Annotated in this window: 8 protein-coding genes; 3 read left to right on the top strand and 5 right to left on the bottom strand. The window is 55.5% G+C overall.

What is annotated here, in order from left to right:
* Window positions 1-63: 63 nt before the first annotated feature.
* The 3 genes from CJU94_RS13035 to CJU94_RS13025 form a co-directional block, all read right to left on the bottom strand.
* Window positions 64-3,144, bottom strand: coding sequence for a type I restriction endonuclease subunit R (locus CJU94_RS13035; protein WP_095419022.1), 3,081 nt, complete (start codon window positions 3,142-3,144; stop codon window positions 64-66).
* A 30-nt stretch (window positions 3,145-3,174) separates the two neighbouring features.
* A complete protein-coding gene (locus tag CJU94_RS13030) occupies window positions 3,175-4,395 on the bottom strand; it encodes a restriction endonuclease subunit S (RefSeq protein WP_244220959.1) in 1,221 nt (406 codons plus the stop codon).
* A gap of 76 nt (window positions 4,396-4,471) precedes the next feature.
* Window positions 4,472-6,028 carry a class I SAM-dependent DNA methyltransferase gene (locus tag CJU94_RS13025; RefSeq protein ID WP_095419020.1) on the bottom strand — a complete coding sequence of 519 codons (1,557 nt, stop codon included), beginning with the start codon at window positions 6,026-6,028 and terminating at the stop codon, window positions 4,472-4,474.
* Here CJU94_RS13025 and CJU94_RS40845 point away from each other — a divergent pair.
* The 3 genes from CJU94_RS40845 to CJU94_RS13015 all read left to right on the top strand — a co-directional run bounded on the left by CJU94_RS40845 (window position 6,015) and on the right by CJU94_RS13015 (window position 9,352).
* The gene (locus CJU94_RS40845; protein WP_157763741.1) at window positions 6,015-7,184 is read left to right on the top strand and encodes a hypothetical protein; all 1,170 of its coding nucleotides are present in this window, start codon (window positions 6,015-6,017) and stop codon (window positions 7,182-7,184) included. The two genes, CJU94_RS13025 and CJU94_RS40845, sit on opposite strands and share 14 nt — an antisense overlap.
* Before the next feature lie 141 nt (window positions 7,185-7,325).
* Window positions 7,326-8,309 carry a DUF3644 domain-containing protein gene (locus tag CJU94_RS13020; RefSeq protein ID WP_095420337.1) on the top strand — a complete coding sequence of 328 codons (984 nt, stop codon included), beginning with the start codon at window positions 7,326-7,328 and terminating at the stop codon, window positions 8,307-8,309.
* Between the two features lie 74 nt (window positions 8,310-8,383).
* The gene (locus CJU94_RS13015) at window positions 8,384-9,352 is read left to right on the top strand and encodes a phospholipase D family protein (protein WP_095419019.1); all 969 of its coding nucleotides are present in this window, start codon (window positions 8,384-8,386) and stop codon (window positions 9,350-9,352) included.
* Between the two features lie 216 nt (window positions 9,353-9,568).
* On the opposite strand, the gene CJU94_RS13010 is transcribed toward CJU94_RS13015, so the two are convergent.
* Window positions 9,569-10,327 (bottom strand): hypothetical protein, encoded by a 759-nt coding sequence (locus CJU94_RS13010; RefSeq protein WP_095419018.1) that lies wholly within the window; start codon window positions 10,325-10,327, stop codon window positions 9,569-9,571.
* A 355-nt stretch (window positions 10,328-10,682) separates the two neighbouring features.
* Entirely contained in the window at window positions 10,683-13,622 is a 2,940-nt protein-coding gene (locus CJU94_RS13005; protein ID WP_095419017.1) for a DUF927 domain-containing protein, read from the bottom strand.
* Window positions 13,623-13,670: the final 48 nt, after the last annotated feature.

Raw genomic sequence — 13,670 nt, 5'->3', positions numbered from 1 at the left:
TCGGGGTGCGATATTTGTAGATACCGTTCTAGGGAACGACCTGGGCACCCCAAACTTGCCGAATCAAGTCCACTCCACTGCCAGCATCTCAGCCTGCTGCAACACCGTCTGCACAGCCTCTTCCTGCTGGTCAGGCGGGTACTTGTACTTCCGCAGGATCCGCTTCACCATCAGTCGCAGCTTCGCCCGCACGCTCTCACGCTTTTCCCAATCGACGCTGACGTTCTGGCGAAGGCTTTCGGTCAGCTCGTGGGCGATCTTTTTCAGCGTTTCGTCACCCAGCAGCCGGACCGACGCTTCGTTGTTCGCCAGCGCATCGTAGAAGCGTAGCTCGTCCTCGCTCAGACCAAGCTGCTCGCCACGGTTTGCCGCTTCACGAAACTTCTTCGCCATTTGGATCAGCTCTTCCATTACCTGTGCGGTCTCGATCGAGCGGTTCTGATAGCGGGTGATAACGTTCGCCAGCAGCTCGGAGAATTTTTTTCCCTGCACGACGTTGCCACCGAATCGGCTCTTGATTTCACCCTCCAGCAGACGCTCAAGAAGTTCCACCGCAAGGTTCTTTTCGGGAAGATTCTGGACCTCGGCCAGGAAGTCATCGTCGAGGATGCCGATGTTCGGCTTATCTAGACCCACGGACTCGAAGATGTCAACAACGTCCTCGGAAACCACTGCCGATCCGATGATCTGCCGGATCGCCAGTTCCCGTTCCTCGTCGGTGCGCTTTTTCTGCACGATGTCCCGCTTGGTCAGCAACACCTTCACGGCCTGAAAGAAAGCAACTTCCTCACGGACCGCCTTCGCCTCGTCAAGCGTACAGCACAGCGTGAAAGCCTTGTTCATCTGAAGAGCTACGTCGGCAAAGCGCTTCTTGCCGTCCTTCTGCCCCAGCACGAAGTTCGCAGCACCCGCCAGTAGCTTGTGGCCACCAGTCAGAAAATTGCTGTAGTCGAAACCGTGCAGCATCGAGCGCAGCACATCGAGCTTCTCTTCCACTAGGGCATAGGCCTCGTGAGCATCGACGGTAGGCCTGCCACGACCATTGCTGGCCGTATATTCCTTCAGTGCCTGTTTCAGATCATTGGCGATACCGATGTAGTCGACCACCAAGCCGCCTTGCTTGTCCTTGAACACTCGGTTGACACGGGCGATGGCCTGCATCAGGTTGTGACCCTTCATGGGCTTGTCGACGTACAAAGTATGGACGCAAGGCGCGTCGAAGCCGGTCAGCCACATGTCACGCACGATCACCAGACGCAACGGGTCATGCGGATCCTTGAAGCGCTTCTCCAAGCGTTTCTTGACCTGCTTCGAATAGATATGGGGCCGCAGCAATGCCTTGTCGGACGCCGAGCCGGTCATGATGATCTTGATTGCGCCTTTCTCAGGATCGACATCGTGCCAGTCCGGGCGCAACTTCACGATTTCGTTGTACAGATGAACGCAGATCTCCCGGCTCATGGCGACAATCATTGCCTTGCCTGGCTGAGCCTTGTCACGTTCCTCGAAGTGCGCAACGAGGTCCGCCGCAACGCTCTCAATCCTGGGCTCGGCGCCGACAACTTTTTCGAGAGCAGCCCAACGGGTTTTCAGCTTGGACTGCTCATCGTCTTCTTCGTCTTCAGCGAGCTCGTCGACCTCGGCGTCAATGTCGGGTAGTGCTTCTTCCTTCAGCCCAAGCTTTGCTAGGCGTGACTCGTAGTAGATCGCTACCGTCGCCCCATCATCTCGGGCCTGTTGCATGTCATACACATGGATGTAGTCACCGAACACGGCACGGGTATCACGATCCTCCTTCGAAACCGGTGTTCCGGTGAATGCAACGAAAGTGGCGTTCGGTAGCGCGTCTCGCAAATGCTGGGCGTAGCCGACCTGGTAGCCTTTGTTGTCGCCCTTGAACTTCGCTTCGAAGCCGTATTGGGTACGATGTGCTTCGTCGGCGATCACAACGATATTGTGGCGATCCGAGAGAACAGGAAAGGTATCTTCGTCTTCGCCCGGCATGAACTTCTGGATAGTGGCAAACACAATGCCGCCGGACGGACGGTTGGCCAGCTTGGCTCTCAAATCCTGCCGTGTCCCAGCCTGCACAGGCTCCTCACGAAGCAAATCATGCGCAAGCGAGAACACGCCGAATAGTTGGCCGTCGAGATCGTTGCGGTCGGTGATTACGACGATGGTCGGATTCTCCATCGCCGCTTCCCTCATGACCCGTGCGGCAAAGCAAGTCATGGTGATCGACTTGCCGCTGCCTTGCGTATGCCAAACCACACCACCCTTGTGACTGCCGCCCGGTCTTGACGCTGCTACAACTTGAGCGATTGCAGCACGGACAGCATGGAACTGATGGTAACCAGCAATCTTCTTCACCAGGCCGCCGTCGTCCTCGAACAAGACGAAGAAACGAAGGAAGTCCAGCATGTACGTCGGTGCAAGCACTCCCCGAATCAACGTTTCCAGCTCGTTGAACTGGCCGAGAGGATCCAGCGTTACGCCGTCAATCGTGCGCCACGCGAGAAAGCGTTCCGAGTTAGCCGAGAGTGAACCCATCCGGGCTTCGCTGCCGTCGGAAATTATGAGGATCTCGTTGTACTGGAAAACGTCGGGGGTCTGTTCCTTGTACGTCTGGATCTGGTCGTAGGCTTTCCAGATGTCAGCGTTCTCGTCAGCCGGGTTTTTCAACTCCAGCAGGACTAGCGGCAGACCATTGATGAACAGAATGACGTCGGGACGCCGGGTGTGATTGGGGCCTTTGATCGTGAACTGGTTGATCGCCAGCCACTCGTTGGCGGAAACGTCGCTGAAGTCGATCAGCTTCACGAAGTCACCACGAGTCTCGCCATCCTTCTGGTATTCGACGGGAACGCCGTTGACAAGCAGGTTGTGGAAGATACGATTGGCAGACAGCAGAACCGGCGTATCGAGGTTCAGGACCTGTCGCAGTGCATCGTCCCGAGCCGATGCCGGAGTACCGGGATTCAGTCGATTGATGGCTTGACGTAGCCGGTCAGTCAGCAGAACTTGGCGGTAGTCGCTTCGCTCCGGCGAGTCGCCGTCGGGGGCGATGTCGGGGCCGTAGAGATGCGCATAACCGGTTTCGGTCAGCCAGTCGAGCGCTTCTTGTTCTAATTGGTCTTCTGTCATGGGTTCTCTCGGCCCGTTGTCTGCAATGTTTTAGGCTGCGTCTTTCAGCATTGCCTCGGCGTCGGGTAGCCGAAGTTGGCCGGAGATCAGGCGAGGCAGAAGCGTGTCACGGAGATCGGCCAAAGCTTGAGCCTGCTGTCCGACGACAAATGCTCTCTCTACCAACGGGTCCACCAGTTTGCTCCAGCTGTGCAGGACGGGAGGGTTTGGCTTGACGACTCGTAGTGCCTTCAAATCGGAAACGGTAACGTGACCGAGTCCTGTAGTTTGCTTATTCCGTGCAATTTCCGTAAAGACGGGTTTCATGTGCTTCAACGCAAGCAACACAAAGGATCGCTCTATCTGTGATGTCGGAACCACCTTAAAGATGTGCTGATTCAGCCATGCTTTACAGTGAGACCACACAAACGTATCGATTGAGGTGTCTGGATTTCCAGACCATGAGAATAAGATATCCTTCGCTGCGATGCGGTATTTCTCTGGCATCTGGACATCGGAAAATTTAGTCTGCTCAGTCACTCCTGCCTTGAGTTCGGCAATTTTGACAATGGGCAAACCTCGGCGCTCTTCATTCGGCTCGAAGGCCTTATAGGCAGCGCCATTAATATATTGGGCAAGTTCGTAGATGGGCTCTTTGCCCCATCCCTTGGGCACTGCGCCCGGGGCAGAGTCCTCGAACCCATCCGGGAAGAGCGCAGCCGTATCCGCGTCGAGGCCGTCAGGCTCACGGCCTTCCGCCTTGGCTCGAACCGGGTCGAAGTCGACGAACCAAGACTTGAATAGAGCTTGGGCGATGGCTTCGAGGGTTGCGTTGATTTCACGAAGCAACGCGATTCGTTCCGACATGGCGAAGTAGTAGTCGCCAATGAACTCCTGTGCCGCACGCGATGGAATAGGAATCTTTAGCTTACCGAAGTCGCCCTTTTTGAAATGCGGGATCATCGTTCCCACGTGCATGTTATCGATCTGCGACTGGACAGTCGATGATCGAAGTGCCGCAAACAGATACTTCGGATAGACCCGCGCTGGGTCTGCACGGACAGACACCATGTCCTGTGCAATACAAAAATCTACCGGGTCTGGAACCCAGTTCGTCCGACCAGGACTGCCCTTACAAACAAATAGAATATCGCCAGGCTCAGGGTGACCACGAAACCACGAGTTGTAGGTTGCGTCATCTACAAATCGCGTCGTGTCGTAAGACGGGTATAGCGAGTTGTTGCTAACACAGTTGGTCGCAATAAGGGGCATCCCGCTGTCACCGACAGGGCAAGTTTTGCCTCGATTGTCCACTATTCGAGACAGCAATTCCGTGAAGGGAACCCAATCAGAACTCATAGCCGAGCCCCCCCAGCTTCTGCCGAATCAGCGTGTCCAGCTCAGCGCCCTTGGCCATCTGCTCACCCAACTTTTCGGTCAGCTTCTGCATCTTCTCGACGAAAGTTTCATCGTCGTCCTCGACCTCTTCAGCACCGACGTAGCGGCCCGGCGTCATTACGTGACCGTGTTCGGCAATCTCGGCCAAGCTCACGCTGCGGCAGAATCCGGGGACGTCAGCATAGGCCACCTTCGCCTCGGCGTCGCCACGCCATGCATAAACGGTGTCGGCAATCTTGGCGATGTCTTCGTCGGTCAGCTCGATCTGCACTCGGCTCACCGACTGTCCAAGCTTGCGAGCATCGATGAACAGCACTTCGCCTTTACGAGTTGTCTTCTGCTTGGCGAGGAACCAGAGGCAGGCCGGGATCTGTGTATTGAAGAAGAGCTGTCCCGGCAATGCGACCATGCACTCGACTACATCGGCTTCGACCATCGCTGCCCGGATTTCACCCTCGCTGTTCTGGCTGGAGCTCATCGAGCCGTTTGCGAGGACGATGCCCGCACGTCCCACTGGCTTCAGGTGATATAGCATGTGCTGCAACCACGCGTAATTTGCGTTGCCCTGCGGCGGCGTACCGTAGGCCCAGCGCGGATCGCCTTCGAGGCTGCCATGCCACCAGTCCGACACATTGAAGGGGGGATTGGCGAGAACGAAATCAGCACGCAGATCGGCATGCTGGTCCCGCACGAACGTGTCGTTCGGCTCCTTGCCAAGATTGAAGTCGATACCACGAATGGCAAGGTTCATCGCTGCCAGACGCCAGGTGGTCGGATTCGACTCCTGACCGTAGATCGACACGTCGCCGAGCTTGCCACCATGCGCTTCAATGAACTTCTCGGACTGAACGAACATACCGCCAGAGCCACAGCAGGGGTCGTAGACCTTGCCGTGATGCGGTGCCAGCACAGCCACCAGCGTCTTAACAATGCTTGCTGGGGTGTAGAACTGCCCGCCTTTCTTGCCCTCAGCGCTGGCGAACTGACCAAGGAAGTATTCGTAGACCTGGCCGAGAATGTCTCGGGCGATGCTCGCATCGCTGCCGAAGCCGATCTTCGAGACAAGGTCGACGAGCTCGCCTAGCTTTCCGTCGGGTAGTTGGGCTCGGGCGTACCGCTTGTCGAGAATCCCTTTGAGTTTCGGGTTTTCGGCCTCGATCAGCGACAGGGCGTCATCGATGCGCTTGCCGATGTCGGCCTGCTTTGCTTGGGCACGCAGCGTTTCCCAGCGGGCAGCCTCGGGCACCCAAAACGCATTGACTTCCTTGTAATAGTCACGGTCGTCTAGTTCTGAAGCGATCAGTTCTTCATCGCAGTCCGGGAGGAAGTAATCGTCGTTCGGATCAAGAAACCGGCGAGCTAGTTCGTCACGGCGACCTTGAAAGGCGTCTGAAATATATTTGACGAAAATGAGACCGAGCACGATGTGCTTGTACTCTGCAGCGTCCATATTGGCCCGCAGCTTGTCGGCGGTCGCCCACAAGGTTTTTCTGATGTCTTCGATCATCGGTAAAAATGTTTGGCCAGAAGTAAGCGTCGGCGTCATTATGACGCTTACGGCGACAGAAGGCGTGTTTCCGAGGACCGCACGATTCGTGCGAATCGTATTAGCGGCAAAATGCTGGAAAGCGAGACGCTGGCCCAGGGGGCTGCTGCGGGCCATAGTGCGGCTGGACGTCAGTCAGAACTTTGAGGATGCGATGGTCCAGCCCGGCGCTTACCGGAGTGACGCGTGTTGGAGCATGACCAAACAGGCACTCATTAGCCATCGAACAAGCAAAATCGCAATGTACACTCCGGATCCGGTATCAGGCGCTACAGTCAAAGGGCAAATGCTCTCTGTCTCAGGCAATCTGACCTTCACAGGATTCCTGTACCGTAGTCAGTCAAACAGAATTTTTTTCGTCACGGCGTTACATCGCCTCACGGAAAACGAATACTACTTCTGCAAACACCGTGGGGAAGAAAACTCGTGGAGCGGGCGGTTCGGCAATGTTCTGAATGTCCCCGCGCTAAACGTCGCGGTTCCCTTGTATAACGGTGACCGGCCGGTGTTCCGTTGGTATCACGACCCATTCAACGCGTGCATCGACGTTGCGGCTGTAGAAATTCAAGCTCCGAAAAATGTCGCAGCAATCAACGATTGTGGCGTGTTCGGTGACTACACGATTGTTGAAACCGGCCTGAGCGTGACCACGGGATCCTCGGGTCTAATGTACTCGTTCCCTGGCGGATACAGTTTTCCCGATGGCCAGGCCGTAGCATACAAGTGCTCGCTTGCTGCCGATTTCCGAGCAAATCAGTTTAACTTCTTTGTACACTCGGCGGGCCGCGCCGGCAGCTCCGGTGGCCCGGTCGTTCTACGTAGAGAGCGACAAAGCGGAATCGAGATGCAGACGATCGGCATGTATGTAGCAGATCTCGGAGCTAATGGTGGTTTCGAGCAATCGAGTATCGAGCGATGCATGCCCTTACATTTTGTTAGAGAAGTTGTTGACGGAGTACCGGCGCTTGACGCACATGGCAATCTGATTCCCTATGCGCCACGGCTCGTGGTGAAGGATTCAACCAACTTGGAACCCTTTGATACTCTGCGCAGTGCCACCACAACGATCGGTTCATTGCCTGGACCGGCATCTTCCGCAGAGGCGCCCACATCGTGACGAATTGAACCAGGCGCCGCTGGGTCACGAGGAATGGACCAGCTAAGCTTAACCGTTTTGAATTGTTCATTGTCGACTGCTGCAGATTGTCGTTTGATTCGAGGGTTGTGATCTGGTCTGATGCTGAATGTCGGGGGAAGCATGGCAGCCAAGAAGCGAATTCGAACAATCGGTTCCGTCTCTAAGGAACTGCTGAAGAAATCTCGTGAAGCAGCCTTGGCTGCGGTGCAAGTTTTCAACAACCCAGCGATCACCTTCAAGGCTGAAATCTACGTGGTCTTGATGGTCATATCTTGGACATATCTTCTTCACGCCAACTACCGCAAGCACGGCATCGAGTATCGCTACTACCGGATGGTCGGCAAGAGGAAGCGATTCGATCACACTGCCAATGGAGCGGAGAAGTACTGGGAGCTTGAGCGCTGTCTCAACGATAAGGCATCTCCAGTTGACAAAAACGCGGCGAACAATCTGCGCTTCTTGATTGAGCTGCGGCACGAAATCGAACACCAGATGACGAAGCGTTTGGATGAGTTTTTGAGTGCTCGCTTCCAGGCCTGCTGCCTGAACTACAACGATCACATCAAAAATCTTTTCGGCGATGAGCACGGCATCGACAAGCATCTAGCGTTCAGCCTGCAGTTCTCTTCGATCACTCGCGATCACGTCAACCTTCTCGATCAAACTGTAGGGTTGCCGGGGCACATTCTTGCATTCATCACCGGTTTCGACGCCAAGTTGACTGCAGACGAGTTCAATGACCCCCGGTTTGCCTACCGCATACTGTTCGTTCCGAAGACTGCGAACCGCAAGGGTCAGGCGGATCAGGTTATCGAGTTCGTCAAAGCGGATTCTGAGCTTGCGAAGGGCATCAATGCGCAATACGCTGTTATCAAAGAAACTGAACGACCGAAGTATCTACCGAAGCAGGTTGTAGCGGCAATGCAGGCAGCTGGCTATCCAAGATTCAGCATGCACCACCACACGCAGTTCTGGAAACAAGTCGATGCAAAGAATCCGGCGAAGGGGTTGGGCACGCTGGTTGTGAAAACGTGGTACTGGTATGAACCGTGGATCGAGCAGGTGAGCGCTCATTGCGCCGACAACGCAGCTCAGTATCAATAGCCCCATAGTTACTGGACTGCTCGTCAGCCGCATTGGGGACTTTGATCAGGTTTTCAGAATACAACGGGGAAACGATGTTCATATGTTCTGACGAGAATGAATACAAACAATACGTCGATAAGTTGATCGAAGACAGCCATTCCATTGATATTGCTGTCGCTTTTTGGGGTAAGGGCGCATCCAAGTATTTGAAGAAATCCGCCAAGACTTTCAGGATTCTCTGCAACCTGACAAGCGGCGGGACGAACCCGGCGGAGATCGAGGAAATTCTCAAGCGGGGCTACGACGTGCGGCATTGTCCTGATCTTCACGCCAAAGTCATCGTCGGACCTAACTCAGCTATCGTGGGCTCCGCAAACTTCTCCACCAATGGCCTAAACATTGAGGAAGAGGAGTTCGACGGATGGCACGAGGCCGGTTATGTCACTGATAAAGTCACGGATGTGCGGAAAATGCAGACGTGGTTCGATGATCAGTGGGCGCACTGCGGACAGAAGATAACTCCCGCTATGCTCCGGCAAGCTAAGCTGAACTGGAGTCGTCGGGTTCGCAACCGAATCGCTCGCACCAAGGGGAATGACTCGATCCTGTCGATGACGCCAGAGCAATTAAAGGGCCGAAATGTATACGTCGCCGCGTATCGACTTGATCCGACTCCGCAGGCAACGCGCGCTTTCTCGAAGTGGCGGCAGACCAACCACCTGAATACTGATACTGAGATCAGCTTTTATGAGGACTGGGATGGTATGAAGACTGGGCAACAGGTCATATCGGTATATTCTGGCCCGGAAGGAGACATTCGGGTAGACGGGGCATACGGAATCGGAGATGTAATTCGAGCAAGGCGAACTGCTGGGTACAACAAGGGGGAAGAGATGATCCTTCACCTCTGCTCGCCGATCGATGAACTCGCCGGACGACAGTTCGGCAACCGGGAATGCGCAGCGTTGGAGAAACGCCTGAGGAAGGCCAAATGGTCCCTCCCGGGGGGAGCGGAAGGCGAACTGATTCCGGTTGAGAAGTTCCTGAATGAGTTTAATTAGCCTACCAGCCTTGCCAAGCGACGGACAAATGTGCAGCCACCTGCTGCCTAGCGCATCACGGCTGGTTTCGCACGCAATGCCGAAAAAGGTTATGTTCTGAAATTGGTTACGCACCTACGCCGTCCTTCAAAAATATCGTTCATCGGCTGGCTCAGTCGGCTCGTTGATCAATGCTTCAAACCTCGCCGCTGCAACGATCATCTGCAGACTGCCGTATCAGCGAACTGAGGCGAGCAGATCATCCACTGACGCCTCTAGCACACCCCACGAGGTCTTGCACGTGGCAAGATCGAAGTTCGCTCGTGTCGTTACCTCCACCCACGGATGTACGACGTTTCTCGATTCACGCAATGCATGACCGAATTTTCCACGGTCAGTCTTCAGCCACCCGACGTCAACGGCAACATCGATCAACGAGTTCAAGCTCCAATCTTGTATCGCCGGGACTTTGTCTTGTCGATCACGTGGCGCTTTCGGTGATTGATATGCCTCCGCAGGAGCGAGATTGGCACGTGCTAGCAAAAGGCCTTCGAGGATGCTGCCCATCATGATCACGGCGGAAGTGAAGCATTCAACGTGGATGCACTTCTGCGCTTCTCTCCATCGCCGTTCGATCGCGTCCTTGAGATTCGGAAGGGTGACTGTGAGCTTCGAGACGTCAGGGGGAGACAGGATAACTTTTTGAGGCTTAGCGATCGAGCCCGATTCAATGAATTTGATTGCACTACGGATGTAGCCAGCCAGTGCCTCTAAACGGACCCTGCGACTTTGCACATCGAAGTCGGTATCGGTTGACATTTCGCCGACAAACGTCCGAGGCAAACCTTCGACCGCCTCGAAGACGTGCTTCGCTTCCCGAACCTTGGCGTCGACTTCCCTCAGGCTACCGTAACGATCCAGGGCAGCCGAATCAGTGGAGGTGGTGATTTCTCCGAGCAAGCCCCGCAGCAATATCAACGCTTGATTTTTGTCCATTTCTTAGCGTAATTCAGCAGCTAAACTAAACCATTGTTATCCGCAAATGGCAAATCGGAAAGCCCCAAGCAGTACGATCGTGACCACGGTGACGGCCACGTGACAAGTGTATTTCTGCAGACCCCTTGACCAGCAAGGCTGTGACAATGTGACATTTGTGACGGTTTACAGAGATTACTCTTATCGACTTGCCGGATAGTAGGGTTTTATACCTGACAGTCGCCCTCCCTGGAAAAATAGAGGAATACTAATTCCATCCGTCACAAATGTCACATTGTCACAGCCTTTGATTGCCTTGGTTTCTACGCAATCAGGTTGGTGACGGCCGCGTCACGTCCGTCACCTAACCCGGCTATCAGGCAATCGCCAAATCTTGCTCGGCCTGCGGTTCCCCAGGACCAAAACCAATGATACGCTCGCTTATCCAGTACGCACGAATCGCGTTCGGCAGATCCGGTACCCGAGCCGTATTACTCGCATCACGCAACAGGAGCCCGTGTTTCCGAAGCGCATCAACGACGAGCTTCACGTTTAACCCCTCGCACACACGGCTCTTGAATGGCTCAGGCAACACGAAAAACATGCCACCGGTCTTTGTCGAGCCATAGTATCCGGCTCGATTGGAAATCACACGAGACTGCTCAGCACCTTCAAGTCCGTCTGGCCAACCTACGCGCTGAAACGCTGACTGACCATGCTGCTCGAAGAACCGCTGGACCTGTCGTAGCGCCTGTGCTTCCTCGCTAGACCCGGTACCGCCACGCTCCACGATCCATGCTTCGAAGCAATGCTGCAACATTACGATCGACTCATCTGCCGCCCAGCCTCCAATTCCTGCTCGTTCCGCCATTTCGCCAGCCAATGCTAATATGGCGAAACGCCGAGCAGCACGATTTACCAGACCGTCGGCATTCGAGCGAACAAACAGATTCTCGATGCCCCCCAGGCGCGTCTGCAATCCTTCGCAAAACACGGCATACCCCTGCTCTGCCATTTGCCCTACGAGGTACGACAGCCACGTGTGTCCCGCCACACCAAAGACTTGCAACGTCGATGTATGCAAATGATCAGCCAGCTCTTTGCTGCTCTCGAAGCCAGCAAGCGAATCGAATAGACCAAAGCCGTGACCGGCGTCGGCAGGCACGTTCAATAGTCGAACTTCCATGCCGGCCCGAGCCATCCGGCCAGCCGACTCGATGTGCTGCTGCAACGGAATCTCTCCCGTTGACATGAACAGCAGTCTCCACTGAAGGAGTCGGGCGGCATGCCCAGAGCGCCCCATCCTTTGCTTTCCTTGACCATTGCCCAGCATGTAAACGGCCTCGCCGGCCTCCTGCGGAGAAGCTTGATTCAGTTCATCGAGCAACAGCACGCTGTCATTCAAGCCGGCCGCAACTACTTCCAGCCCGTTCGAAGTCGAACGCCAAGACTGAATAATACGAGTAGGCTCGCCCCAAACGGATGCAGCTACACGCAAGGACGTAGTCTTCCCAACGCTGCTCGGACCAACGAGGTGAATGCCGCCGTTCTCAACCCCGAGCAAGCCTAGCAACGGTCCGGCCAGAGAAGTGCAAACCGACAGCATCAGTCGGGAATTGCTCGCACACAAGCGACCGACATCTCGATTCCACCTCGCAAGTTCACCATGTTGCCAGAAAGCCTTGCTCGCCGGGGCATCGCTATCGAGGGCCAGCGACTCCGACGCCGCGCCATACACCCTATCGGCTTGTACGAAAACGCCGTCATGCCAGCCCACGTTCCGTACCAGCCGATGCGTGTCCCGAGGAATTGCATGCTCAAGGTACTGCTGGAACTCGGCCCAGTTATAGACGATGACACCGAGATCGTTCATTTCGGCTTTCAGCGTACGGAGGTCAGACAAGCGAGAGCGCGGCAGAATATGCGTCTTCGTTCTGCCGTCCGGAGTATGCAGGACGAGCTCAAGACTCCACCCGGTGCTCACGTCGTCGCGGAGTTGTCGAACGATGTCCACCCGTGAACAAACAGGGACCGAGTACGGCTGACCATCCCTTCCTGCCTTGCTAGCCAATACACGACCGTCCCTCACTAAGTACATGGTGTCAGTGGCCCACGAAACATGTGGCCCCTCAGGTTCGATCAGCGCCTCCGAGGCTGTGGCCACACCATCCACCGATACCTCTCGCGTCGCGGCCGCTACAACTTCAGCAATCACCGAATGGTCCAAGCCAAGTGCCGCGACATCTGCGGCGTCCCAGCCCTTCAGTTCTACAGCTTTTTCGTCGTAGACCCAGCCCATCATTGGGCAGAACGTACGCAACAAGGACTCAACGTCGATCACACTGATCCTCGTGCTCAGATCAATCGCACGGATCAGCTGGACCACTCTGTCCTGATAGTTCAGGCCGGGGCCGTCGTTGTCACGCCAGATCACAACGTTGCGCCCTGCGAGCGGAGACCAGTCCGTCTTCGATGGTGCCGACGCTCCACCAGCGGAGGTCACCACCACAACTGAGGGCAGCATCTTTTGCAGAGCCAGTGCCGCCTTCTCCCCCTCGACAACGAAAACTAGCTGATCATCACACGCACCTGCCAGAGCGTTCAAGCCAAAGAGTGGGCGTTGACCCTCCGGCATTCCGCCGGTCCAGTGAAGCGAACCGTCCTCGTGCCTATCAACACGCAACGTCATGAAGGTCTTGCCGCCATCTGCCCTGCGCAAGCGCAACTGAACGAAGCACCGCTTTCCATCAGTGTTCAAGTAGTCGTATCGCTCTTCCACTGTCGAGCCATGCGACTCGAATCGTCGAACATCAAGTTCCGGGCTCCCGTCTGGAATGGGTTCCATCACTTGTGATGCGACCGACGAGCCGAATCTTTCCCGACCCATGCGATTAGCACTTCGAATTAAATCCAAGGCTGTCGGTACATCAGCCTGTGGCCTGAGCTTCTCCTGCAACTGCTTTGCGGCTTCTATCGGACGGCAGTCCCAGATATAGCTCGCAAGAGCGATCAAGTCCCCGCCCTTGCACTCGTCCAGAATTGCAAAGTCGGCGTATTTCCCGGACTCGACGTTGATCGAGAACGAACCAAGTTCATGGTCGTCGCGCTTCGGATTAATGGCGACGAACTCCTGTCCCCGGTACTCGCCTTCGAGACCAAGGATCTCCTCGACGACCGTGGCGAAATTCGCAAGAGCCAGTTCGGCAAGCTGCCCGAAATCGATCCGTCCTGGCCCCCCGTTGATCGAGGCAAGGGACGAAGCGTTCGTGAGCCCGTCACTCAGGGCGGGCGTTACTGTTTCTGAAAATGAAGACATGCAAGGATTCCTGCTATGTAGCTCTGGTGACACGGGGTATCCGTGTAC

Source organism: Paraburkholderia aromaticivorans, from assembly GCF_002278075.1.
Classification (GTDB): Bacteria; Pseudomonadota; Gammaproteobacteria; order Burkholderiales; family Burkholderiaceae; genus Paraburkholderia; species Paraburkholderia aromaticivorans.
The sequence above is the reverse complement of the archived record's forward strand: the minus strand, read 5'-3'. Positions and strand labels throughout refer to the sequence as shown.